The sequence below is a fragment of the Metabacillus rhizosphaerae genome, from assembly GCF_037201795.1.
In the GTDB taxonomy this organism is placed as follows: domain Bacteria; phylum Bacillota; class Bacilli; order Bacillales; family Bacillaceae; genus Metabacillus; species Metabacillus rhizosphaerae.
Map to the genome: position 1 here is coordinate 60,652 of NZ_CP147403.1, position 26,362 is coordinate 87,013.

Annotated in this window: 22 protein-coding genes and 1 tRNA gene; 6 read left to right on the forward strand and 17 right to left on the reverse strand. The window is 35.0% G+C overall.

What is annotated here, in order from left to right:
- Window positions 1-200: 200 nt before the first annotated feature.
- The 7 genes from WCV66_RS00340 to WCV66_RS00370 form a co-directional block, all read right to left on the reverse strand.
- Complete coding sequence (locus WCV66_RS00340; protein WP_338787579.1) at window positions 201-590, reverse strand: ribbon-helix-helix protein, CopG family; 390 nt, start codon at window positions 588-590, stop codon at window positions 201-203.
- A 271-nt stretch (window positions 591-861) separates the two neighbouring features.
- Window positions 862-1,854: an L-glyceraldehyde 3-phosphate reductase gene (gene mgrA / locus WCV66_RS00345; RefSeq protein ID WP_338787580.1), complete on the reverse strand. Its 993-nt coding sequence runs from the start codon at window positions 1,852-1,854 to the stop codon at window positions 862-864.
- 116 nt (window positions 1,855-1,970) lie between these two features.
- Complete coding sequence (locus WCV66_RS00350; RefSeq protein WP_066337256.1) at window positions 1,971-3,302, reverse strand: hemolysin family protein; 1,332 nt, start codon at window positions 3,300-3,302, stop codon at window positions 1,971-1,973.
- 221 nt (window positions 3,303-3,523) lie between these two features.
- Window positions 3,524-4,699: a sporulation protein YhbH gene (yhbH, locus tag WCV66_RS00355; protein WP_066337258.1), complete on the reverse strand. Its 1,176-nt coding sequence runs from the start codon at window positions 4,697-4,699 to the stop codon at window positions 3,524-3,526.
- Between the two features lie 293 nt (window positions 4,700-4,992).
- A complete protein-coding gene (locus WCV66_RS00360; RefSeq protein WP_066337259.1) occupies window positions 4,993-6,888 on the reverse strand; it encodes a PrkA family serine protein kinase in 1,896 nt (631 codons plus the stop codon).
- Between the two features lie 403 nt (window positions 6,889-7,291).
- Entirely contained in the window at window positions 7,292-7,765 is a 474-nt protein-coding gene (trmL, locus tag WCV66_RS00365) for a tRNA (uridine(34)/cytosine(34)/5-carboxymethylaminomethyluridine(34)-2'-O)-methyltransferase TrmL (RefSeq protein ID WP_338787582.1), read from the reverse strand.
- Window positions 7,766-7,833: 68 nt separating this feature from the next.
- Window positions 7,834-8,724 (reverse strand): amidase domain-containing protein, encoded by an 891-nt coding sequence (locus WCV66_RS00370; protein WP_338787583.1) that lies wholly within the window; start codon window positions 8,722-8,724, stop codon window positions 7,834-7,836.
- A gap of 174 nt (window positions 8,725-8,898) precedes the next feature.
- Here WCV66_RS00370 and mscL point away from each other — a divergent pair, with 174 nt between their 5' ends.
- Window positions 8,899-9,258, forward strand: a complete 360-nt coding sequence (gene mscL / locus WCV66_RS00375) for a large-conductance mechanosensitive channel protein MscL (protein ID WP_338787584.1) — start codon at window positions 8,899-8,901, stop codon at window positions 9,256-9,258.
- A gap of 118 nt (window positions 9,259-9,376) precedes the next feature.
- On the opposite strand, the gene queG is transcribed toward mscL, so the two are convergent.
- Complete coding sequence (gene queG, locus WCV66_RS00380; RefSeq protein WP_338787585.1) at window positions 9,377-10,516, reverse strand: tRNA epoxyqueuosine(34) reductase QueG; 1,140 nt, start codon at window positions 10,514-10,516, stop codon at window positions 9,377-9,379.
- A gap of 96 nt (window positions 10,517-10,612) precedes the next feature.
- Here queG and WCV66_RS00385 point away from each other — a divergent pair, with 96 nt between their 5' ends.
- A complete protein-coding gene (locus WCV66_RS00385; protein WP_066337273.1) occupies window positions 10,613-11,275 on the forward strand; it encodes a B3/4 domain-containing protein in 663 nt (220 codons plus the stop codon).
- 103 nt (window positions 11,276-11,378) lie between these two features.
- Here the strand turns inward: WCV66_RS00385 and WCV66_RS00390 are convergent.
- A tRNA-Gly gene (locus WCV66_RS00390) sits at window positions 11,379-11,452 on the reverse strand.
- A gap of 243 nt (window positions 11,453-11,695) precedes the next feature.
- Between WCV66_RS00390 and manA the strand changes: the two genes are divergently transcribed.
- Window positions 11,696-12,643 (forward strand): mannose-6-phosphate isomerase, class I, encoded by a 948-nt coding sequence (manA, locus tag WCV66_RS00395; protein ID WP_338787586.1) that lies wholly within the window; start codon window positions 11,696-11,698, stop codon window positions 12,641-12,643.
- A 208-nt stretch (window positions 12,644-12,851) separates the two neighbouring features.
- Here manA and WCV66_RS00400 read toward each other — a convergent pair whose 3' ends face one another.
- The 6 genes from WCV66_RS00400 to WCV66_RS00425 all read right to left on the reverse strand — a co-directional run bounded on the left by WCV66_RS00400 (window position 12,852) and on the right by WCV66_RS00425 (window position 20,977).
- Window positions 12,852-14,432: a response regulator gene (locus WCV66_RS00400; protein WP_338787587.1), complete on the reverse strand. Its 1,581-nt coding sequence runs from the start codon at window positions 14,430-14,432 to the stop codon at window positions 12,852-12,854.
- Entirely contained in the window at window positions 14,413-16,233 is a 1,821-nt protein-coding gene (locus tag WCV66_RS00405) for a sensor histidine kinase (RefSeq protein ID WP_338787588.1), read from the reverse strand. Before WCV66_RS00405 ends, WCV66_RS00400 begins: the two co-directional genes overlap by 20 nt.
- Before the next feature lie 116 nt (window positions 16,234-16,349).
- On the reverse strand, window positions 16,350-17,636 hold the full coding sequence (locus WCV66_RS00410; RefSeq protein WP_338787589.1) for an ABC transporter substrate-binding protein: 1,287 nt from the start codon (window positions 17,634-17,636) through the stop codon (window positions 16,350-16,352).
- A 100-nt stretch (window positions 17,637-17,736) separates the two neighbouring features.
- On the reverse strand, window positions 17,737-18,564 hold the full coding sequence (locus WCV66_RS00415; RefSeq protein ID WP_066337285.1) for a carbohydrate ABC transporter permease: 828 nt from the start codon (window positions 18,562-18,564) through the stop codon (window positions 17,737-17,739).
- Complete coding sequence (locus WCV66_RS00420) at window positions 18,564-19,460, reverse strand: carbohydrate ABC transporter permease (RefSeq protein ID WP_066337345.1); 897 nt, start codon at window positions 19,458-19,460, stop codon at window positions 18,564-18,566. The genes WCV66_RS00415 and WCV66_RS00420 overlap by 1 nt, the downstream gene beginning before the upstream one ends.
- A 392-nt stretch (window positions 19,461-19,852) precedes the next feature.
- Entirely contained in the window at window positions 19,853-20,977 is a 1,125-nt protein-coding gene (locus WCV66_RS00425; protein ID WP_338787590.1) for an ROK family transcriptional regulator, read from the reverse strand.
- A gap of 215 nt (window positions 20,978-21,192) precedes the next feature.
- Here WCV66_RS00425 and WCV66_RS00430 point away from each other — a divergent pair, with 215 nt between their 5' ends.
- Genes WCV66_RS00430 through WCV66_RS00440 form a run of 3 tightly spaced genes read left to right on the forward strand, consistent with a single transcriptional unit; the run spans window position 21,193 to window position 24,914 of the window.
- Window positions 21,193-21,969: an SDR family oxidoreductase gene (locus WCV66_RS00430; protein WP_066337291.1), complete on the forward strand. Its 777-nt coding sequence runs from the start codon at window positions 21,193-21,195 to the stop codon at window positions 21,967-21,969.
- A gap of 42 nt (window positions 21,970-22,011) precedes the next feature.
- Entirely contained in the window at window positions 22,012-23,535 is a 1,524-nt protein-coding gene (locus tag WCV66_RS00435) for an FGGY-family carbohydrate kinase (protein WP_338787591.1), read from the forward strand.
- Between the two features lie 32 nt (window positions 23,536-23,567).
- Window positions 23,568-24,914: an MFS transporter gene (locus tag WCV66_RS00440; RefSeq protein ID WP_338787592.1), complete on the forward strand. Its 1,347-nt coding sequence runs from the start codon at window positions 23,568-23,570 to the stop codon at window positions 24,912-24,914.
- 122 nt (window positions 24,915-25,036) lie between these two features.
- Here WCV66_RS00440 and WCV66_RS00445 read toward each other — a convergent pair whose 3' ends face one another.
- Window positions 25,037-25,489 carry an SRPBCC family protein gene (locus WCV66_RS00445; RefSeq protein WP_338787593.1) on the reverse strand — a complete coding sequence of 151 codons (453 nt, stop codon included), beginning with the start codon at window positions 25,487-25,489 and terminating at the stop codon, window positions 25,037-25,039.
- Window positions 25,490-25,730: 241 nt separating this feature from the next.
- Window positions 25,731-26,054 (reverse strand): hypothetical protein, encoded by a 324-nt coding sequence (locus tag WCV66_RS00450; protein ID WP_066337298.1) that lies wholly within the window; start codon window positions 26,052-26,054, stop codon window positions 25,731-25,733.
- Window positions 26,055-26,362: the final 308 nt, after the last annotated feature.

The window sequence follows — 26,362 nt, forward strand, 5'->3', positions numbered from 1 at the left end:
TTATTTTTGAAATATTATTGCAAAATGGTTTTTATTCACATATTATCCATATTTCTATAAAGATCTAAGAAAAAAAGCGCAAGCGCCCGTTTAGCTATGAGTTGAATTAAAAAAATCCCCCAACGTCAATAGTTTTTCAACTCGACATTGGAGGGATTTAATCACTTTTACCTTTGGAGTGTTTTTTCAAAAAATATCTTCTACAGTTCTCTTATCAATTGCCTTATAGCTTCTGATATATCAATATCTTTTTCTCGGCAATATTGGCTAAGCTTTTCGTATGCATCATCATCAAGTCTTACATGAATCGAATGGTTAAACTTATCAGATTCAAGCTTTTTCGGCCTTCCTCTCGCTATTTTCCTTCTGCCTATTTCATCTTTCCACACCATAATGACGACATACCCATGTTTTTCTATCCAATGATCACAATCATTTTCTTTCCACATTTTATTTGCTCTTTCTTTAAATTCCTTTTTAAATGTGGCAAGTTTTTCATCTTGCAGTCCTTTCATGACTGCCTTTTCCATTACCTTATGCTCAATAAATTGCTGAAATTGATCATATGACCTAAATGTTAATTCCTTCATATTCCCTCTCCTGAAACACCTGATAAGAAAATGATAACCCTTCTTTTTTAAGAATGCAAAAGGTAGTTTTGCGAGGTTATCTCGCCTTTTGGGATCTATCGCGTCTTTTTAGTAGAAGAACATCTTCTTCTCAAGCTAATTTAGCATACTCTCAGCTAGTTTATAACTAGAATGAAGAAAAACCCAAAAAAGCTGACCAAAACAATTAGATCTTCAAAACTATTGAAGTCTATGTATGATAGTCAGCTATTAATTATCTTATAGATTTAGATTAATTTTTAAGAATCTCTTCTATTCTCGCTAATTCTTCTGCAGTAAATTCAAGGTTATTTAATGCAGCAACATTTTCTTCAATTTGGCTTACCTTGCTTGCACCAATTAGTGCAGAAGTAACTCTTCTTTCGCGCAGGACCCAAGCCAATGCCATTTGAGCTAAGTTTTGTCCTCTTTCTACAGCAAGCTCATTTAGATGTCTTACACGATTTAATACTTGGTCTGTGACTCTATCTTTATCTAAGAATGTATTTGCTTTGGCTGCTCGTGAATCAGATGGAATTCCTGAAATATATTTATTTGTTAATAAGCCTTGCTCCAATGGGCAAAATGCGATTGAGCCTACTCCATTTTCAGATAATACATCCTGCAAGCCATCTTCAATCCAACGATTAAACATGGAATAACTCGGCTGATGGATTAGTAAAGGTGTTCCAAGGTCGTTTAAAATTTTTACTGCTTCAGCTGTTTGGACCGCATCATAGCTTGAAATCCCAACATATAATGCTTTCCCTTGTCGAACAATCTGGTCAAGGGCTCCCATCGTTTCTTCCAACGGAGTGTTTGGATCAGGACGATGTGAATAAAACACATCAACATAGTCTAGTCCCATACGTTTTAAGCTTTGGTCAAGACTTGCAATCAGGTATTTTTTTGATCCCCATTCACCATATGGTCCATCCCACATGTGGTATCCAGCCTTCGTTGAAATCACCATTTCATCCCGATAGGGGGCAAATTCAGTTTTTATAATCTTTCCAAACATTTCTTCTGCACTACCTGGTGGTGGTCCATAGTTGTTTGCTAAATCAAAATGGGTAATTCCCAAGTCGAAGGCTTTGTGCAACATCGCTCTTCCATTTTCATACGTATCCACTCCACCAAAGTTATGCCATAACCCTAATGAAATAGCAGGCAATAATAAACCAGAATTTCCAACTCGATTATATTTCATATCACGATATCGATCTTTATTAGCAGTGTATGTCATATGTATCCCCTTTCATTTCTACGTCAATATTCATTTTACCTATGACTTAAGGTTTTTACTATAAAAATGCTTAAAACCAACTCCATTTATCAGAAGTTGGTTTCAGGCATATTAATTTATTCAATTTCTTCTATTTCACCTTTTTCTAATTCTGAAACTCTCAAAAGCATGATTCGTTTATCATCCATTTTTTCTACTTTAAATAATATGTTTTCAAATTCGACTTCAGGCTTTTCATTCTCGCTAGGGATAAATCCTAACTGTCCAATAACAAATCCACTTAATGTATCAAAATCTTCCGTTGGGAAATTGATATTTAATAAATCTTCCACAACATAAAGATTTGTCATTCCAGGAATTAGATAGGTCTTGTCATCAAGCTCTATAATCTCTTCTTCATCTATGCCGCGATCATCATATTCATCAAAGATATTTCCGACAATCTCTTCAATAACATCTTCAATCGTTACGACCCCATCTGTTCCCCCATATTCATCAATAGCAATCGCCATATGAATATTATTCATTTGCATCTCTTTAAACAGTTCATCTATCCGTTTTGATTCTAAAACAAAATAGGGTTCCCTGAGTAATTCTTTAATGTTATAAGTTTGCTCATCACAATTTTCAACAAACTGAATTAAATCCTTAACATGTAATATCCCAACAATATGATCGATTTTATCTTCATAGACCGGAAACCTTGTGTATTTTTCAATATTCACTAAGCGTACAGTCTCTAGAAGAGAATAATTAAAGGGAATAGCAATAATATTTGTTCGATGTGTCATAATATCTGATACTGTTTTATTATCTAATTCAAAGATATTATTTATCATCATTTTTTCAGTTTCTTGGATGGTACCTCTTTCTTTCCCAACGTCGACCATCATCCGTATTTCTTCTTCCGTTACATTTTCATCATCTGCATTTGGATCTACACCAAATAGACGTACGATAAAGTTTGTTGATAAAGTCAATAACTTAACAAATGGTGATGATACTTTAGATAAAATCGTTAATGGCATTACTGCAAACATTGAGATTGCTTCTGCCTTTTGTAAGGCCAGTCGCTTAGGTACGAGCTCACCTAATACTAAAGTAAAATAGGACAAAACTAGTGTAATCACAATAACTGAAATAGTACCTAATAAATCCTCAGAGATTGGAACACCCATTTCATACAATGTATTTGCTAACCTTCCTGCAAAGCTTTCTGCTGCAAATGCACTAGCCAAAAATCCGGCAAGTGTGATACCAATTTGAATCGTAGCTAAAAAACGGCTTGGTTCTGATAGGAGACTATAAAGCATTTTCGCCTTTTTATCTCCGTTTTCTGCCATTATCCTAACTTTATTATCGTTTAATGAGATCAAGGCGATTTCAGATGCTGCAAAAAAAGCATTTAAAATAATTAGGATTCCTAATATCAATAGTTCTGTTGCCAAAAACACCAACCTCCGGAGTTAATAAAGAAAAATAATTTGTTATTTATTCCTAATATTTTTTATTATCATGCCCTAAAATCATCTTTTTTGTAAGGAAGATATTTCTGAGTTACTTTGAAAGGCAATGATTAAACTTTTGTCCTTTTTAACCCTTGCAACATCATTTCCGAAAAATTAAATAAAGCCCTGCTCAAAATAAAATGAGTCAGGGCCTTTTCTAACTATGCATATAGTTTATTCTCATCATCTTTTCTAAAGAAACTTTTCATTGCTTGGAAAACATCTGCTTTTTGCTTGAGGATGTAGTAGCGGAACTTCTCATCATTGATATTTTTATATGCGGACATTAAGGTTGAGTGGCGATTATACTGATTAACTTCACCATAACCAAAGATATTGGAAACCTTTATAAGTTCCCCGACTAATTTCACACATCTCGCATTATCCGAAGTTAAATTATCGCCGTCTGAAAAATGGAATGGATAGATATTATAGCGTGATGGGTTATATTTTTCTTCTATAATCTCAAGTGCTTTTCGGTATGCAGATGAACAGATTGTTCCACCACTCTCACCTTTTGAGAAGAAATCCTCCTCTGTGACAACTTTAGCTTCAGTGTGATGAGCAATAAACTCGATATCAACTTTTTCATATTTTGTTCTTAAGAATCTTGTCATCCAGAAGAAAAAGCTTCTTGCCATATATTTTTCCCAGAGACCCATTGATCCACTAGTGTCCATCATGGCGATTACAACAGCCTTTGATTCAGGCTTAACAACCTCATTCCAAGTTTTATATTTTAAATCCTCAGGAAAAATTGGATGGAAATTTGATTTTCCTGACATTGCATTACGTTTATATGCTGCTAGCATTGTTCGTTTTTTATCAATATTACCCATTAATCCTGTACGTCTAATATCATTAAATTCAATATCTTCAATAACAATATCGTCGCGTTCCTTTTGCTTTAAATTTGGAAGCTCTAACTCTTTAAAGAGTGCAGCTTCTAGCTCTAAAATAGATACTTCAGCCTCATAATAATCTTCTCCTGCTTGATCTCCTGCTCCTTGACCTTTTCCAGGCCCCTTCGCATCTGCCTGTGAGCCATCTCTTGCTACAACATCGCCGACTTGACTTTCTCCATCTCCTTGGCCAACATGCTTATTCTTATCATAGTTATAACGAATTTTATATTCGTCCAGTGAACGAATAGGAATTTTCACAACATCCTTCCCATTAGACATTACAATACTTTCTTCTGTAATGAGATCTGGAAGGTTGTTGCGAATCGCTTCTTGTACTTTTTCTTGATGGCGTGTTTGATCATCCTGGCCTTTACGATGGAGGGTCCAATCTTCTTGTGAAATAACAAAATTTTGTTCTTCTTTACCTGACATATAAACAATTCCCCCTCCAATAATTTTTTTAAAAAAAGTGTCACATAACATGAATTTTTAGCATACATTAACGTGGATGAATAAATTCCGTACCCAATCAGTCTTGTATTTCATTGGATTACTCTATCCTATGCTAAGAAATCGATTTATTGACAAATAATTTAGAAAATAAATATGGAATCATCTAAAATGAGACAAGTCCCCATCCACCTGATGTTCAAGAGTTCTTTCATTGCTTTTAACAGGAACAAAAAGCTGACAATCGTAAAATTGTCAGCAAGTCATTCCCTTTTTTATCTATTTAATAAGCTTCCTACATAACGCAATAAATCATTAGCAGAGGTTGAGTTATACCCATGCTCATCAATTAGACGTGCGACAACCTCATTGATTTTCTTAAGCTGTTGCTCATCAGGTGTCTTCGAAGACGTTGTAATTTTAACAACATCTTTTAAGTCAGCAAATAGCTTCTTCTGGATTGCTTCACGTAATCGCTCATGTGAGTTGTAATCAAATCTCTTTCCTTTACGTGCATATGCTGAGATTCGAATAAGAATTTCTTCGCGGAACGCTTTTTTCGCATTTTCGGAAATACCTATTTGTTCTTCAATTGAACGCATTAGTTTTTCGTCTGGATTCATTTCTTCACCCGTTAATGGGTCACGAAGCTTGTTTTTATTACAATAAGCTTCCACATTATCTAAGTAGTTATCCATAAGCGTTTTTGCTGATTCTTCATAAGAGTAGACAAAAGCTTTTTGTACTTCTTTTTTCGCCATATCGTCATATAGCTTACGTGCAACCGAAATGAAGTTTAAGTATTTCTCACGATCCTCATTTGAGATTGATGCATGTTGATCAAGGCCTTCTTTAAGTGCACGTAATACATCAAGTGCATTAATAGAAGGTACTTCCTTACGAATAATTGTTGATGAAATACGGTTTATGACATAACGTGGATCAATGCCTGACATACCTTCATCATTGTATTCTTTTTGAAGTTCAACGAGATCAACAGAATTAAAACCTTCGACGCTCTCTCCATCATATAATCTCATTTTCTTAACGAGATCAATATCTCCGCGCTTCGGATCTTTCAAACGTGTTAAGATCGTAAACATAGCCGCTACTTTTAACGTGTGTGGTGCAATATGAACATCTGATACATCACTTTCGTTTATCATCTTTTCATAAATGCGCTCTTCCTCAGTCACTTTTAAATTATACGGAACAGGCATGACGATAATCCGAGAATGGAGGGCTTCATTCTTTTTATTTGAAATAAATGAACGATATTCCGTTTCATTTGTATGTGCTACGATTAATTCATCTGCAGAGATTAATGCAAAACGACCTGCCTTGAAATTACCTTCTTGAGTTAATGAAAGCAAATGCCAGAGAAATTTCTCATCACATTTAAGCATCTCCTGGAACTCCATCATACCTCGGTTCGCTTTGTTTAACTCACCATCAAAACGATATGCACGTGGGTCTGACTCTGATCCATATTCTGCTATCGTTGAAAAGTCAATGCTTCCTGTTAAGTCAGCAATATCTTGAGACTTTGGATCTGATGGACTAAATGTTCCAATCCCTGCACGTTTGTCTTCGGAAAGAAATACACGTTCAACCCTGACATCTTCAATTCTTCCGCCATATTCTTCTTCTAAACGCATCACATTTAATGGTGAAAGATTCCCTTCAATTCGAATCCCATATTCATCATAAAAGTCTTCACGTAAATGATGTGGAATCAGGTGCAAAGGATCTTCATGCATTGGACAGCCTTTAATCGCATAAACAGCGCCTCTATCTGATAACGAGTATTTTTCTAATCCCCTTTTGAGCATGGTAACAAGTGTTGACTTACCTCCACTTACAGGACCCATTAATAGTAAAATACGCTTTCTAACATCTAACCTTTTTGCCGCAGGATGGAAATACTCCTCGACTAATCGTTCTAATGCATTTTCTAACCCATACAGCTGGTGATCAAAGAACTTATATGTTCTCTTACCTTCGACTTCTTCAATTCCAGCATCTCTAATCATATTGTAAACCCTGGAATGAGCTGATTGTGCAACCCAAGGCTTTTCCTTAACAATGTCCAAATACTCTACGAAGGTTCCTTCCCACTTTAAACGCTGCTCATCTTCCCTGTACTTTTCAATTTTCTTTAAAATATCCATTAAGGACCTCCCCCATCATTGGTCGTAGTTGTAAAAAACTCGTGCAGATTAATACACTTTATGCGAGGATGTCCTTTAACATTCTTCTAAGATGTTAAAAAGCTTCCTACAACTTACGATATGATAGATATTTTTTTCGAAAAAAGTTGTTACACATTCACATCACAAATCGAATGAGTTATAATGAAACTAGCTATGTAAGGGTACTCTACACATATATTCTTCATTCTTCTGAACTAGAAGTATTGAACGATTCTTAGGAGGAACATCAATGAACTTTTTATTAGTTATTGGCGTTAGCTTAGCGTTTTTAACAGCTATTTTCACTGCAGGATATGATAGCAAGCCAGGCGTAAAAAAATAAAAAACAGCCCCAAGTACATAGTGTACAAGGGGCTATTTTTTATTTTAATCCAGGATATTCTTGTTGTCTTAATGCTTCATAAATTAATATTGCTGCTGTATTAGATAGATTCAACGAGCGAACATGCTCTGTCATTGGCAGACGTAAACATCTTTCCATATTTTCCTCAATTAAATCCTTAGGTAGTCCTGTTGTCTCTCTTCCAAACACGAAGAAAAAGTCCTTTTCTACATTACTATAATCAAATGTTGTATGTGGCTTTTGGCCAAACTTTGTTAAGTAGAAAAATTCTCCATCTGCGTAAGTTTCAAATAATTCGTCCAATGAATCATGATAAACGACATTTACATATTCCCAATAATCTAACCCTGCTCGTTTTAACATTTTATCATCCGTAGAGAAACCTAATGGACGGATCAAATGAAGAGTTGTGTTTGTTGCTGCACAAGAACGCGCAATATTCCCTGTATTTGCAGGAATTTCTGGTTGATATAATACTACGTGTAAAGCCAAAATTTTTCACCTCAACTATTTATTAGAAAAGCGCAAGCGCCCGTGTTTACTACAACATTATACCATTGTTATTTCGAACTCGTATCATCAATGATTCGAAAAAATGTGTACTTTATATTTGGTGTATATGCCGTAGAATCTTCATATGACCAATAACGCATGCGACTATTATAAGTTTGCGCATTCACAAGTGGCATATTCTCTTGATCCTTTGCTACAACAAATGTCGTGTGATCGTAACGACCATCACCTTGAAAATCGTAACATATAACATCACCTGGCATTAATTGTTCAGCAGAATCGACCACTTCTGCCCTTAACCCAGCCTTTGAATGGATGAAAAAATTTCTCATCGCATTTGCTACAGACCAACTATAACTCCATTTGTTACTTTGCATCCACCATCCCGAAGAAGGATTTGGATACCCTCGCATTGAGGCACCACCTGCATGGAGACATTGAGAAATAAAGTTCGTACAATTCACTTCAAAATTTTTATAGATTGAATTGGTACTATTCCACCATCTCTCTGCATATTGAACTGCTGCAAGCCGATCATAAATAAAAGAATCCTTGCTTCGTGGTTCATCAATTTGAATGTCGGTTTCAACCTCATTATTATGATTATCAATAATTCTGTCCTCAACTAACTCATCTCGATAAAAACGAGCCATACGCTGCTCGATTCGTTCCTCTAAATAAAAAGAATCTTGTTGTTTATTCAACCATTTGAAGTGACATATATATAATGCATCCTTTAGATCCTGGGATTGTTCTTCCACCTTCTTAATTCTTACGTGAGCACTTCCTTTTACAACCTCCGTTTTCCTATTTTCACTTGAAAGAAGCTTTCGTTCAATCGCCTGAAATTCATGATCATTTCGATAACTATTTTGTATCTTTTTATTAATCAGCATCTGAAGCTTCAGTTCATTTAATTCTGAAAGCATTTGTTTCAACGTCCTCACCACCATCCTATATTTACTACAAGGTATGTAAATGATGAATAGAAATGTCGATAAAATGTTTTTAGACACTATTAATTTAGGAAAGGATATAGAACATTGGTCTGGTTGTCCTCACCCTTTTTTACAACTATACTAAGGATTACTAAATACTAGAGGTGAACTTAGATGTTTCAAGAATTTAAAAAATTTGCTTTAAAAGGAAATGTATTAGATTTAGCTGTTGCAGTTGTCATTGGAGCTGCTTTCGGTAAAATTGTTACTTCCCTTGTAAATGATATTATTACGCCAATTATTGGACTGCTTATGGGAGGGATCAATTTTAGCCATCTATCTTACTCAGTAGTTAAATATGGAGCGTTTATTCAATCAGTTATTGACTTTTTCATCATTGCCTTTTCAATCTTTTTGGTCGTTCGTTTCTTTAATCGATTTAAAAAGAAGGAAGAAGCTGCAGCTCCACCAGTAGATACTAAAGAAGAGCTCCTAAAAGAAATTAGAGATTTATTAAAGGAATCGAAATCATAAACATTTATAAAAGCTCAGGTACACTATTTCTGTATACCTGAGCCTTTATATTTTAAAGCTATTTATTGTAAACAACTCCTGCAATAAAGATTGATCTCTTCTTTTAATTTAATTGGGCTCATTTTTTCTCAATAAAAGCTAATCCCTTGCTAATCTCTTCCTTCACTTCTTCATCTTTCTCAGTCATGTAAGCCTTATGCAGTTCTTTTGCAACATCTATATTATTAGCGATTTTCCCAATTGCCCATGCAGCAGTCCCACGAATTACGGGTCTTGAATCATTGTGCATCAAGTCGATTAAGTCAGGAAGTGCAGTTGTATCCTTAAAATGTGCTAGGGCTAAGATCGCATTCCGTTGCAATGGCTTTTTCCCTCTCCACGATCCAGAAATATGACCATATTTCTCTTTAAAATCCCGATTACTAATTTTAAGCAGTGGTTTTAATTTCGGCTTGGCGATTTCTGGATCTGGCTCCATTTCTTCGTGAAAATGAAAGTCCTTCCCCTTATTAACCGGGCAAACCGTTTGACATGTATCACAACCATAAATACGGTTTCCTATTTTTGAGCGATATTCGTCAGGTAAAAACCCTTTTGTTTGGGTTAAAAATGCAATACATTTTGACGAATCAAGCTGCCCCCCCTGAACAAGTGCACCAGTTGGGCAAACATCTAAGCATTTTGTACAGCTTCCACATTGATCCTCCATCGGCTTGTCAGGAGGGAAAGGAAAATTCGTTATCATTTCTCCTAAATAAACATAAGAACCAAATTCAGGAGTTATTATGGAGCAGTTTTTGCCACTCCAGCCAATTCCTGCACGTTCTGCAACAGCTCTATCTGAAAGTTCACCTGTATCTACCATCGATTTAATTTGAATATCAGGTACCTTTTCTCTTAAAAAGTTCTCTAATTTACTTAGTCTATCACGTAATACAGTATGATAATCCTGTCCCCATGAAGCACGACAAAAAATTCCCCGTCTATCCTCTCTCGTACTTTTAGGAGCATTTTTCAGCTTAGAAGGGTAGGCTAGAGCGATTGATATAATTGAACTTGCCTTCGGTAAAAGCTTTACAGGTGTGACCCGTTTCTCGATGTCTGACTCCTCAAATCCAGATTGAAACCCGTACTCCTGCTGTGTCATGAGCCGTTGTTTTAGTTCTTCAAACATAGTTGCACTAGTAAATCCAATTTTATCTATACCAATCTCTTTACTATATTCAATGACTTCTTTTTTTAACTGCTCGATATTCATAGCTTTCCCTCCCTTCTTGTTTTATCAAGCAGATCTAACGTTTCAACCCTCTCACTATGGTAAAATAACAGCACTACCATTGTGGAGGTTAAAATAATGGAAATTCTAATTAGTGATGAATTAAAGCAATTAATACCAGAATTTAAAATCGGAGTCGTTCAATATCAAGATATACAGGTTTCCGACTCTCCTCAAATGCTTATGGGTCGATTACGATTGTTTCAAGAATCCTTATACTTTGATTATGCAGATCAAAAAGTCTCTGATATCCCAGCAATAAATGAATGGAGAAAATTATTTAAAACAATTGGTACAGATCCAAACCGTTACCGCCCATCTAATGAGGCATTATATCGTCGTGTACAAAAACAACAATATTTACATACAGTAAACTCAGCAGTTGATATGAATAACTTTTTATCTCTTCAATATAAAATTCCTTTAGGTATTTATGATGTTAGTAATCTCGATGGTGATGTTGTAATTAAAATAGGTACCGAACAGGACTCGTATATTGCGATTAATGAGCGTGAGGTGTCTTTAACAAAGAAGCTAGTATCCGCTGATCAACACGGAGCTTTCGGAAGTCCTTATGTTGATTCAAAACGATCAGTTGTTACATCAGACACAACTCAAGCACTTCATCTTATCTATTTTCAGCCTTCACTTCAAAAGGATGAGGCATTAACTTTATTACAAGCATTATCAAATATGTTCACACAAATACATGGTGGTACAGCTGAGGTTAACGTCATTTAAGTGGGTGCTTAAAGCATCCTACTTATCATTTTACTGCACTAAAAAACGCAATACATCGTTTATCTAAGAAACGAAACACTGCGTTGCACACGATTATTATGTATGGAGCGGGTGAAGGGAATCGAACCCTCATCATCAGCTTGGAAGGCTGAGGTTTTACCACTAAACTACACCCGCAAGAACATGTTTTAAATTATAACAAGTTTCTCAACAATAATCAACATTATTCTAATATAAATTTGTCGAACGTTGTCGATGAAAGTCGGAAAAGTTACTTACCTAGTATATAACCTGTACAACCATTAATCAAGATGTTTTTTTAAATTATTTTACAATCAGTAAAGAACTAAAAAGATTATGCATTTTGATAGTTTTATCATAAAATAGACTAGGTAAAATGAATAAGGAGGAATAAACGTCTTGAGAAATGAACCACTTTTTTTTAAGCCAATTTTTAAAGATAGAATATGGGGTGGAACACAACTTACATCCTTTCATTATAATATCCCCTCTGAAACTACAGGTGAATGCTGGGCTTTTTCTGCACATCCTAATGGACAAAGTGTTGTAAAGAACGGTCAATATGAAGGTGTAACCTTAGGTGAACTTTGGGAGAAACACCGCGATCTATTTGGAAATATTGCTGGTGATCGCTTCCCGCTATTAACAAAAATCCTTGATGCTAACCAAGATCTGTCTGTTCAAGTTCATCCTAATGACGAATATGCTAGAATCCACGAAAATGGCGAACTAGGGAAAACAGAATGCTGGTATATTATTGATTGTGAAGAAGGCGCTGAAATTATTTATGGTCATCACGCACAAACAAAAGAAGAATTAATTAGTATGATTGAAAAAGGTGAATGGGATCAACTTTTACGAAGAGTAAAAATCAAGCCTGGCGACTTCTTCTTCGTCCCAAGTGGCACAATTCACGCAATAGGAGCTGGAACGATTATACTAGAAACACAGCAAAACTCTGATACAACGTATCGTGTTTTTGATTTTAACCGTAAAGACGCTGAAGGAAATCTTCGTGAGCTACATATCGAAAAAAGCATTGAAGTAACCGAAACACCATCTTCACATACGGAAGTTTCACCAGAAACAAAACAAATTGATGGTGTGGAAATAACAACATATGTAGAATGTCCTTATTTTACTGTTCAAAAATGGAGCCTTTCAGATACTGCCACTCTAACACAAGAGAAACCATTCACTTTAGTTAGTGTTATTGATGGTGAGGGGGAATTAGTTCACAGAGGTACAACATATAGCTTTAGAAAAGGTGATCATTTCTTGTTACCAAATGAGTTTGGTGAATTTAGCCTTAAAGGTAACGCTGATTTAATTGCATCATATTTATAACAAGAATAAAAACAATGGAGCAACTCTAAAGCTAGAGTTGCTCCATTTCATTTCCAAAACACTATTTTATTAAGGCTCTTTTCTAAGAGATTGTTGCTTTAAAAACAACAACTGTTTGAGGTTGACTGTAGCGGAAATCAACCACACCGCACTACTTGGTAAATAGTAACAAATTTTAGCGAGACAGCCTATATTAAATTAACACTGCCTACTTAGACATCATTGATACTCGGTATTCATTCGGTGAAAGGCCTACTGCCTTTTTAAACACTTTACTAAAATACTTTTCATTTTGATAGCCAACTTTAAATGAAATTTCATATATTTTCAAATGAGGGTTTTCTAAAAGCTCCTTCGCTTTTTCAATCCGAATATTCGTTAAGTAATTTGTAATTGTTTCGTTGTATTCCGCTTTAAATTTTCTAGAAATATATTCTCGACTTAAATAAAAGCGATCAGCAATTTCCTGTAGTGGAATATCTCTTTCATAGTTATTTCTTAAAAATGATTCAATTTCTTGTATACTATTCTTTTCCTTTTGGTATTTTACTTTATATAAAGAATGAATTAATTCATGAAATTCTTTTCTCTTCTCTTCTCTAAATTTCTCATAAGAAAAAGAGCCATCATCTTTCCAATAATCCTTGCCATTATATTGGGATATCTGCTCGTTAATATTATATTCCTTTAGCCAATTCTTCCTTAAAAGTTCAAACTGATTTTCCCATACTTGTATTTGTTCAAATGATAGAATATGGGTTGATTGAAGTGAATGAAAGATCCGATTTAGCACATCATCCATTTGCTCAATACTCCCACTTTGCAATGCCCACATAATCTCCTGAGTATAATCTAAAATATGAAGCAAGGGACTTGAAGAGATGTCTTGATAAGAAACAATCTTCTTTTTATTCGCTTCTACGATATTATACTTAAGCATTGTTTGCAGTGCAGATTGATAGGTTTCATGTAACTGCTGTGAAGGTTTACCGACAGCCATTGTCAGTTTTATATGACAGTATTTAGAAATAGATATTTGAACTTTTTCAAGTAAATCGAATTGATTTTTATGAGTCCACAAGAGTATTACAATCTCATCTTCCTTGTTGACATTTCTAAAACAAAAGCCATTACGATTTGACCAGACTATTTCATTACATATGTTTAGCATCGAAAAAAACGCTAAATCTTTATCTCCCTCGAAATACCTTGAAATAATCGAGTTAATCGATAGTAATGTAATTGTGCATTGGACCTCTGTAATATTTATTCCAAATTCTTTTTGAATCTTCTCTTTCGCATCAGAAGGAATTGTTGGTTTGTTCATAATACCTGTGAATAAATGATCCCAATATAACGGTTTAATTTCATTCATCACTCGTGTATTTTCTAGTGTAGACTCCCTCATTAAAGCTTGCTTCTTCCATTCCTTTGTAGCCCTTTCTAATGTCTCATTTAAAACATCTGGTTCAATCGGTTTTAAAATATAGTCAAAGCTTCCATAAGTAATCGCGTTTCTCATATAGTGAAAATCATCATACCCGCTTACCACAATAGTTTTGCTATTTATTTCCTTGTCATGCAGCCATTTTAATAGCTGAATCCCATCTAATTTAGGCATATTCATATCAGTAAAAATGATTTCAGGTCGCTGCTCTAGGATCAGTGTTTTCGCTTCTTCTCCATCTTTCGCCTCAAATATTTCATGAATACCAAAGCGGTCCCATTCTCCTAATAACAATAAACCATCTCTTACATGTTTCTCATCATCAATAATAATTGCCTTCAACCATCCCACCCCCTGTTTCTATCGGCAGCCTTAGTATAACAAGAAGTCCTCCATCCTGATGATTTTGAATGTGAAAATTTGCTCTTCCATCAAAATACAACTTTAAACGAAAATAAACGTTTCTTAATCCTATATTCGTTCCATCGGTATCAATTTTTTGTTTCTCTTTGTCAAATGACTGATAAATTTCATTAAGTCGATTTTCACTTATTCCTTTTCCATTATCATGAATAGTAATGACAAGCTGATTACTTTCTTTCCTTCCCATTATCATTAACTGGCCGATCGATTCATCACTACTATTAAAACCATGTTTAAAATAGTTTTCAATGATTGGCTGAAGGATCATTTTTGGAACTTCTATTGTTAATACTTCCTTATCAAACTGTAATGAATACTCAAATTGGTCTCCAAATCTTTCTTTCTGTAGTAATAAAAATGCCTTAGTAAAATCTATTTCCTTTGTTAAAGGTACCAAATCTTCATCGATATTCATTCCGTATCTCATTATTTTAGATAGATGTGTTACAAGTGTATACACTTGCGGTACATTGTTCTTCAAGGCCAAAGTGCCAATAGATTGGAGAGAATTATATAAGAAATGCGGGTTGAGCTGTGACTGTAGAACCTTTAATTGATTTGTCTTATTCTCAAGCTCAAGTTTATATTCCCGATTAATGAGATGATTAATCTTTCCAATCATTTGAATGAAACGCTCCCCTAAAATACCTATTTCATCATTTCCTAATGAATCGAAATAAACATTCATATTACCTTCTTCAACCTTTTTAATATTTTGCAGTAGCACACGAATTGGTGATGTGATTTTAAAGGAAACAAGAAACGTTGCCATAATCACAAGGCATAAACCAATAACACCAAACATGATGTTAATTTTAGCTACACTCAGTGCACTTTCAAATACAGATGTATAAGGAATACGTTTCACTAGTATCCATCCACCTGCTGATTCAGAAAGTTTATCATACATCATCAATCCACGAAATGAATCCTTTTCCCATTCCATTGTTCCGCTGGTTTCTGTAGACTTTAATACACTAGTTACCCATTCTTCAGTTTCAGATACTTCACTATTTGAACGAAAAATAAGTTCTCCTTCTGGACTTAGTATATAAAATTCTTCTTTGTCTTTTACATATAATTTTTCACTTATATCAATAATTTGATCAGGTGCAATATCTAATGAAATATAGCCCAGCAATTTATTTGAAGGAATGTCAATTAACGCTCGATGTAATCGAATTACTTCTTTTTTCTCCCTTTTATCTTTAACAGCACCATCCTTTTGAAGGACGTGCATAGGTTCAATATAAATAAAATTGGAATTATTCATTGCTTTCTCATAGCTTTCTTTATAAAGATTCTTTACTACTGGTGAGAACACTACACCCGACGTTTTTGAAACAGAGACATTTTGATTGTCTTCCTCAACAGCAATATTGACTCGATTGATATTTTTTTCTGCATAAAGAATCGTTAAAATGACATTTTTAACACTTTCTTTAGCTAAATAATCATCATCATCTTGACTTGGATTTCGTAAATAATTCATAAAGTCAATATTATTATAAAACGATAATGTTAAGTTCTTTAATTCTCCAACATACCCTTCTAAGTTTAATTTTCCTTGGTATAATAGATTCACATTTTCCTGTACGAACTCGTCCTTCAATGACTCTTTCGTATATAAATAAGTAATAACAATCGAGGTTCCAAATGGAACGATTGTTATGAGTAATAAAAGAACAATAAGCTTATTTCGGATACTCGTTTTAAACATAAGGAACCTCCCATCTGTTTGTATTCTCTTAACACTACTACATGACCTTTTTTTAACATTATTCATAGTATAGTAAAAAGCATGCCTAATATAGACATGCTTTCGTTCTTTTAATTTTACTTCATATTATCCCAGGTTGCTTGGAATTTTTCTAAAGCTGTATCATAATCAATTTTCCCTGCTGCATATTCTTGGATTGTAGCTGCAAGCTCTTTGTTTGCTCCATCAGGCCATCTGAACCAAGTCCAAGGAATAGTTTTTTCTGCTTTTGAATATTCCAAGATTGATTGACCTAAATCACCTAAACCATTTGCTTCAATATTATCAAATGCTGGAATAAAGGCAAATTCTTCGGTAATATAGCGTTTACCAGTTTCAGAAGAAACCATCCAATTTAAGAATGTTTTCGCTTCTTCTAAATGCTCAGAATCTTTGTTAAGCACCCAGTTATTAGGTACACCTACAGGTAAAACGTCCATGCTAGCATCATCATTAAGTGGAATTGGTAAGAAGCCCATATTCATATCTGGATTAATTTCAGTAATCATATTCTCAGTCCAGTTACCTTGTTGTAACATTGCAGTTTCTCCAGAAGCAAACAATGTAACTTGAGTATTATAATCTGTTGTTAATGGGTTACCATTTGCATACTTAACTTCAGTATCAATAACTTCTTTAAATTGTTCAAATTGCTCATTTCCTACAAATGATGTTGATCCATCATATAAACCTTCAATAAATGCATCCGGATCTTTTTGTTGAGCGAAAGGAATATTTAATAAATGCTGTCCAATTACCCACCATTCACCATATCCTGCTGAGAAAGCTTTAATTCCAGCATCTTCAAGCTTTTTAGCAGCTGCTTTTAATTCAGTAAGAGTTTTTGGTGTCTCAGTAATACCTGCTTTTTCGAATAAATCCTTGTTATACACAAATCCATACCCTTCTAGATTAACAGGCATTCCATAAAGCTTACCATCTTCATCTGTAGTCGGAACTTTACCAATTGGTAGTACATGCTCTGCCCATGGCTCATTTGAAAGATCAGCTAAATGCTCCTTCCAAAGCTCAAGCTCTTTAAATCCACCGTTGTTAAAGATATCTGGCTCTTCTCCAGATGCAAACTTAGCCTTTAAAGCAGCACCATAATCTGCTCCACCGCCAACACTTTCAAGCTTAACCTTAATATTTGGGTGTTCCTTTTCAAATTCTTCGATCATTGCTTGAAGCTGATCAGCAATTTCAACTTTAAATTGGAACATATTTAATGTTACAACTTCACCATCACCTGAACCAGAATCTGATTCTCCACCAGTATTTTCAGTCTTTTTATTTGAAGCACATCCAGCCATAATTCCTAAAACTAATAGCATTGAGAGACATAATAATAATAGCTTTTTCATTAACAATTGACCTCCTTAGTTTCTATGTTTCTTTTTCTATTTATATAAATTATTGTAACTAGTTATCTAGCTATAATAATTTTATATCAAATTCGTTTTCCTACTTAATAGATCCTGCAGCAATTCCTTTAATAATATGCTTTTGCAGGAATAAGAAGAAAACAATAACTGGTGCTATCCCTAACACTAATGCTGCTAAACCCATATCCCACTGTTTTGTATACTGTGCGAAAAATGAACTAGTCGCTAATGGAATTGTTCTTAACTCTGCATCCTGTAATACGAGAAGTGGTAATAAGTAATCATTCCATATCCATAAAGTATTTAGAATGATGACGGTTACAGTAATCGGTTTTAATAATGGGAATACAATTCTCCAGAAGACACCAAACTGACTACATCCATCTACCCTAGCAGACTCTTCAATTTCCTGTGGGATTGTTTTTACGAAACCATGGTATAAGAATAGAGATAATGAAACCCCAAATCCAAAATACATGATAACAATACCAGGAATACTATTCATAATTCCAAGCATTCCACCAAGCTTCATAAGTGGAATCATAACTGTTTGGAATGGAATAACCATCGCAGAAACAAAGAAGATAAACAAAAACTTGCTTAGCTTGCCAGGTGTTCGAACCATCTTCCAGGCTGCCATCGAACTAATCACAACAATACCTGCAATACTTAAAACGGTTATAATTAAAGAATTAAGAAATGCATCTTGGAAACTAATAACTTCCCAAACCTTTGCATAGTTACTAAATAAAACTTCCTTCGGTAATGCAGCTGCATCAATTAAGATTTCAGAAAAACCTTTTACAGAGTTAATAAACACAAAGTAAAACGGTACAAGAAAGATTAAACCAAGCATAATTGCAAAGATCTCTAGGAGAAATGTGCGCTTTGAATAGTTCTTTTTCATTATGCTTCAACCTCCCTTTTCTTCGTAAACATAACTTGGAATGTTGTAAACAATGCTACAACAATAAAGAATAAAATTGATTTTGCTGTACCTAATCCATATCGATTGTTCATGAATGCCTCTTGATAAATGTTAATCGCTACTGACTCTGTTGAATTAAATGGACCCCCGCCTGTTAATGAAAGGTTCAAGTCAAAGATTTTAAACGCCATTGATATTGTTAAAAAGAAACAAATCGTAAATGCTGGTAAGATTAAAGGAATCATAATTTTTGTTAATACATCCCAATTTGTTGCTCCATCCATTTTTGCCGCTTCTAGCAATGAAGTGTCAACACCTTGAAGTGCAGCAATATAGATAACCATCATATAGCCACTAATCTGCCAAGCAAATACAATGACAATCCCCCAAAATGCTGTTGTCTCATCACCTAACCATGGTAGTTTAAAGAATCCTATATCTGTCATATTACCAATTGATGCAAATCCCTTTACAAAGATAAACTGCCAGATAAAACCTAGTAAGAGTCCACCGATTACATTAGGTATAAAAAACACAGTTCGTAAAATATTCTTCGTTTTTAACGCCGCGTTTAGGATTAAAGCTAATCCAAACCCAATCACATTACTGATTAAAACTGCGGCTAGCATAAACTTAGTCGTAAACAAAAATGAATTGAAAAATTTAGCATCATCTGTAAAGACAGTTATATAATTTTCTAAACCAACCCACTCAACCGCCGAACTTACTCCATTCCAGGAAGTAAACGAATAATAAACTCCCATAAAAAATGGAATAATTTGAACCAGTATGAAAAATAAAAGTGCAGGCCCTACGAAAGCCCCATAAGATAAGATCTTATTTAGCTTTACCTTTCTCTTTGCTTGTTTTTCCACATCTACATATCTTTCCTTTGTATCTAACTCTTTCACATTTAACTTTGCACTCACCTGATCTACACCACCTAACTGCTTATTTGCAAGCGCTTTCTTAGTTCTAATTATATAGCCCTAAGTAATTAGTTTCGATCAACTGAATTGACTAAAAAGGTGCACAATTTTGACCTTTGACTTTCCTTTAAACAAACAAGTATAAAAAAGACCTCACATTTTTGTGAGATCCAAGGTTTTGTTTGTCGAATTTTGATGAATTATGGCTAATCGTTGATAAATTTCTATAATCGAAGATAAATTATAAGAATAGAAGATATATTTGAATAATCGCAGATAAAATCATCAGAATCGAAGATAAATTATTCAGGAAGAAAAATTAGCAGGATCCCCGATGATTAAATCGTATTCAAAAATGATTGAATAAATGGAATGGCTGCACCTATAGGTACCCCATTCTCAGGTGAACGGCTAATCGATATAAATGGCTCATTTCCTGGAAATGCAGTTCTTTCATAAACCTTTTCATGCAGAGTTTCAATATCATTATTCTTCAAATAAGGAGAAAGATGTCCACCCAGAATAAATTCTCTATTAATGACAAGATGTATATTGTTAATCGAAAATGCTAAATTACCTAAAAAACAATTCCATCTCTCCACATATGAAAGGGTACCATAACGTAGCTGCTGAAAGAAAAAGTCCAGTGTTTCCCCTTCTTCTAAAAGCGCACTAACAGAGCAATATGTTTCCATGCACCCTTTCTTTCCGCAGTAACAAGAAGAACCATTAGGATTAATCGTCATATGTTCTACTGTACCACTATGTCCTTCCTTACCCATATAAATTTGGTCATTTAAGATAATTGCCCCCCCAAGATGCGTACCAATCGACAGATAAACAGCATCTCCAATATTATTACCTACCCACAATTCTGTTGTTGCCGCACACTTTGCATCATGAACAAACATACAAGGATAATTAAGATATTGTGAAAAAACATGAATATCCAATCCTGTACAGTTTAAAATTTTTCCATATGTAATCTTTTGCCCATCAATTGATGTTAATGCTTGAACTGCAAAACCGATACCTAGAATCTGTTCTTCTGCCACATTAAGAGAAGTGATGAACGTTTGTACAGCATGGCTTAACTCCTTGTAATAGCTGTCTACATTTGAATAACAAAGTGACAACTCCTCTTTCTTAAAGGCAATACCAAGTAAATCAACTGCTAAAATTCGTACTGTCTTTTTCAGAATTTCCACACCGATACTAATACGTGCCTGAGGACAAATTGCGTATGCAGTTGCGCGCCTACCAACTGAAGATTCAAACTGTCCACTCTTCTCAATCAACATTTCCTTTTCCAACCGAACTAGGTTTTGGGTTACAGTTGGTAAACTCAAGTGAAGTTGGTTCGCGATTTCCTGTTTAGAAAGCTTCTCATTTTGATAAATGAGATGGTAAATCAGTGAGTAATTATTCTTTTTTATATCTTTAAATGTGATGCTATGATCCATGAAAATACCTCTTTATATAAAGTGATTTTATAAAAATATTTCATTTAATTCTTTTTAAAATATATCACAGAAGATAATGCAATAACAACTTTGGCAAGATGTATTTTGCCAATTCTTAATTTTGTTTTGTTGACTATCGCAGAAAATAGTTTTAATATATAAATTAATTTTATAAAACCATTTTACAAAATGAATTTACTAAAGGAGAGATAAATATGGGTATTTTAGAAAAAATGAGACTAGACGGAAAGAAAATTTTTGTTACTGGTGGCGCAAGAGGAATTGGTAAAAGTGTCGCAACCGCCTTTGCTGAAGCAGGAGCAGATTTAGCGATTGTCGACTTAGATATCGAGGAAGCAAAAAAAACAGCAACAGAGCTTGAAGAAAACAATGGAATTAAAGCGATTGCAATCAAAGCAGATGTTACAAAACCTGAAGATGTTGATGCCATGATTCAGGAAATACTGAATGTTTTTGGACGTTTAGATGTAGCCTTCTGTAACGCCGGAATCTGCATGAATATTCCAGCAGAAGAAATGACATACGACCAGTGGAAAAAAGTTATTGATATTAATCTTACTGGTGTATTTTTAACGGCACAAGCAGCTGGAAAAGTTATGTTAAAACAAGGTGGTGGTTCTATTATTAATACTGCTTCTATGTCAGGACATATTGTGAATGTGCCACAACCACAGTGCTCTTACAACGCCTCGAAAGCAGGAGTGATCCAGTTAACAAAATCACTTGCAGTCGAATGGGCAAAAAGAAATGTGCGCGTAAATTGTATCAGTCCAGGATATATTGGAACAGAACTTACATTAAATTCTCCAAGTCTACAGCCATTGATCCAACAATGGAATGAAATGGCACCACTCGGGCGAATGGGTAAACCTGAAGAACTTCAATCCATTTGTGTTTATCTTGCAGGAGACACTAGTAGCTTTACTACAGGATCAGACTTTGTAATTGACGGAGCATTTACTAGCATCTAATAGATTGAAAGAATCTGATTTTTTGTGAAAAGGAGACTATCTATGAACTACCTACTCGGAACAGATATTGGAACATCTGGTACCAAAACCATTTTAATGGACACAGATGGCAATCTGATTGCTCAGGATTTACAGGAATATGATGTATTGACTCCAAAGCCTTTATGGGCGGAGCAATGGCCAGATGTATGGCTACATGCTGCGAAAACTTCGATAAAAAATACAGTTATGAATGCAGGAATTCCAGCGGAGAAAATTCGAGGGATCGCCATTAGTGGTCTGTATGGAGGTTCTGGAATTCCATTAGACGAAAAAATGGAACCTGTTAGGCCTTGTATGATTTGGATGGACCGCAGAGCAGAAGCAGAAACAAAGTGGGTCTTAGACCATATTGGAGAAGAAAAACTTTTAGAAATTACCCATAATGGGGCAGATCCTTATTATGGCTATACAAAAATATTATGGCTAAAAAATCATGAGCCTGAGAATTGGAAGAAGACAAAGCTCTTTCTCCCACCAAATGACTATGTCATTTATAAACTGACCGGAGAAATTGCCATTGATTATTCTTCTGCAGGAAATATCGGCGGCATATTTGATATGAATAATAGAACCTGGTCGAAAGAATTGATGAATGCGATGGGAATTCCTCTGTCAATGATGCCAGAAAAAATCGTAGAATCAACTGATATTGTTGGCAGACTTACAAAAGAAGTCGCAGTTGAGCTGGGTCTTTCTGAAGGAATGCCAGTAATAGCAAGTGGTATTGACTGTGGTGCAGCCAATATCGGCCTCGGTGTTTTTGAATCTGGTATTTATGCAGCAGCAATTGGTACGTCTATGTGTGCAGCATTAATTTCTGATAAACCTGTAAAAGGAAAAGATCTGATTGTTTGGCCATATTTATATGATGCCAAAAGACTGTCCTATTATTTTTCTGGTGGAGCTACAGCAGGAGCAATTGTGAAATGGTTCCGTCAAACGATGTGTCAATTTGAAATCGAAGCGGAAAAAGCTGGAGGAAAAAATGCCTATGATGTATTAAATGAACAGGCAACTAATATTCCAGCTGGAAGCGAAGGTCTGATAGTACTTCCTTACTTTATGGGAGAAAGAAGTCCTATTTGGGATTCAGATGCAAAAGGAACAATTGTTGGACTTTCATTGGCGCATACAAAAGCTCATATTTACCGTGCATTTCTAGAAGCTGTTGCGTTTTCCTTAAGAGATGCGATGGTTGCGACTGGGGAAAATCTAGGTGAATATATTTTGCTTGCCGGTGGTGTGACAAAGTCAAAATTGTGGAGACAAATTTTTGCGGATGTAACTGGCTATCCAGTAGTGTGTCCTGTTCATGATGTAGAAGCGAATATGGGAGATGTCATCCTTGCTGGAATTGGGACAGGTCTTCTATCTTATGAAGATGTGAAGAAATGGCAGGTTTTAGATGAAAAGATTATGCCAAATAAGCTGAACCATGAAAAATATAATGAATATTACACTGTTTACAAATCTATCTATCACAATTTAAAGCAAGACATGAAAAAGTTAACAAGACTTAAATAAATATCAAATGCTTAATGAAGGGTTGTGATGCAATGAATATATGGAAAAAAAGAATCGGATATGGGGTTGGCGATTTAGGCTGTAACCTAGTATTTAGTACAATGGCGTCTTATTTAATGTTTTTTTATACAGATGTCTTTGGAATAACAGCAGCAGCTGCAGGTACGTTAATGCTAGTCACAAAAATTATTGATGCGTTAACAGATACCGGTATGGGAATATTGGTTGATCGTACTAACACTAGATGGGGGCAAGGAAGACCCTATTTTTTAATAGGAGCTATTCCTTTCGCTATATTTACTGTCATGACATTTATTGTTCCTAATTTCGATATGACAGGAAAACTTATTTGGGCTTATGTCACTTATTGCTTGTTATGTACCGCTTATACTGTGGTTAATATACCATTGAATACGATTGTACCGAGGTTAACCTCAGATAACCATGAACGAAACTGGTTAGTATCGACTCGAATGATATGTGCATTAATAGGCACAGCCTTAGTGATGTCCATTACAATGCCACTTGTCAATTTATTCGGTCAAGGAGATATACAAAAAGGCTTTTTAATTACCATGAGTATTTATGGCATTATAGCGATGTTATTATTTGTCTATACATTCATGAACACGAAAGAGGTTGTCCCACCGTCGGTCAAACATGAGAAATCCTCTTTTAAACAAGATTTAAAAGGGTTGACGGATCAGAGTTACATTTTCTTTATCATTAATTTTCTTTATTTTGCTCTTTTTGTCATCCGAAATACAACCGTGATCTATTATTTTACGTATAATCTTGGACGTACCGACTGGCTAGTATTTGTGGGGCTATTCGGAATTCTATCTGGACTTCCGATGCTGCTTATTTTACCTTGGCTTCAAAAGAAAATGGCAAAGAAGCATGTCATGCTATTAAGTTCTGCTATTTTTATTGCAGGAGATTTACTGATCTTTTTTGGAAAATCATCAGCTCCTTTGCTAGTAGCGGGACTCGCGATAACAGGACTTGGTATTTACGGTATCTTTGGCACAACCTTTGCCATTCAACCGGATATCATTGACTATTCAGAGTACAAAAAGAATAGAAGTATTGCTGGTATGATTGCTGCTTTTCAAGGATTTTTTGTAAAAGGAAGCATGGGACTTGCGAGTGCTTTTATAGGAGTTGTTCTTAGTATGGGTGGTTATATTCCAAATGCTACTCAAACTGCAACCGCTTTAACCTATATTGAAATCATCTTTATATGGGTGCCTCTAGCCATTTGTTTATTCATTGGACTTACAATGATGTTCTATAAACTTGATGAAAAACGTGCAGAGATGGATGTAGAGCTTGAACGACGTCGTACAGTGTCAAACCAGGATGTTGCTAACTTTTAATAAGTCGGAACATTAGACGGTCTTCCCTTTTATGAACGGAAGCTTCATTTAGAGTCCCTACCTTTGGGGTAGGGCTCTATTCACTACTAACTCCTATTCAATTTTTCCGTATACAATTATATTCATTTCTCTAAATAGCTTTTTAACGCATCCAAATCTTTTGCACAGGCACTTTTAAAGGTTCCTGCCATCATTTTCCCAAACCATCTTGCCAAGCCTGTCAGACCATTAATCTCACCATATAAAGTAATTGTTGTATGATCAGCCGATGGAGCTAGTATGTATGTAAACACAAATTCCCCTTTGCCCGTTGTTCCTTTCGTTCCATCACAACGTAGCACAATTTTCTCCTGATCTTCAAGTCCAACAACTTCAAAATGTTCTGTGGCCTCTTTTCCAAACATTTTCCTTGTCTCTTTCCATTCGCTTCCAATATGCAAAGGTCCATCATCCAATCGCTCTATTTTGACTAAACCTTGCATCCAGTGCTTAGCAGCCTCAAGATCAAGCAGTCCTTTATATGCTTTTTCTTGGGATACATGAAAAGTTCTTTTCACTTCAAAACGGATACTCAAGCTTATATCCTCCTAAAAAAGTAGTATTTACAGTAATCATTTAAATTTGCTCTTTTAATCCTCATTCTAATTGTTCTCTTCTCACTTTAAGCTATTTTCTGAAATTAATTTGTTCTTAATTATATTTAACATAGCATACATCAAGTCCTGCTGTATTGCTATAACAGAGGCTATATGGATAGTTAACAAGAATTATCGTGAGTATAAATAAGGCCCCGACTTAAACGTCGAGGCTTTTCTTTTATTTGGACATTTCGATTATGTCCGAATTTTTATCCTTACGTGCTGCATCAATAAGAATAAATACCGCAGATAACATGTGCATAAACATACCGACAATAGGAATCCATCCGATAGCTGAAGTTACAATTCCGAGAATATTACCATATGCTTTAACTCCGACCTTTTTGGAAAGTACTAATACTGCTATATGAAAAATAAGCATAACCCATAATGGCGTCCAACCTAAGCCTATTACAATACTTCCACCTATAATAGGTATACCTAGAATCGCTTCGATTCCACCAGATATCCATTTTAACGTTTTTACTGTTTGTTTGTTCAATGTATAACCATCACCTTTCTAGTTAGCGGACTTTCCGACTTCTTCGTAATAAGTAACATATTCTTAATAATTACTTATTACTAATACGTATTAAAGCCAAATAAGTTTCAAATATTCTTTGCACTTAACCCCCCGGAGTATTATTGTATCTTCAAATAAACTTTCCCGCACGGCATCGGCTATCAATACCGACTTCGTACCTTCAAATGTCCGAGTATTAAACTCGATTAGCTCAACGGCAATATCAATTTCTTGAGCATTTAACCGAGGAATTCGATTTTGAGTCGTGAGCGTCTGCCAATTCCGCC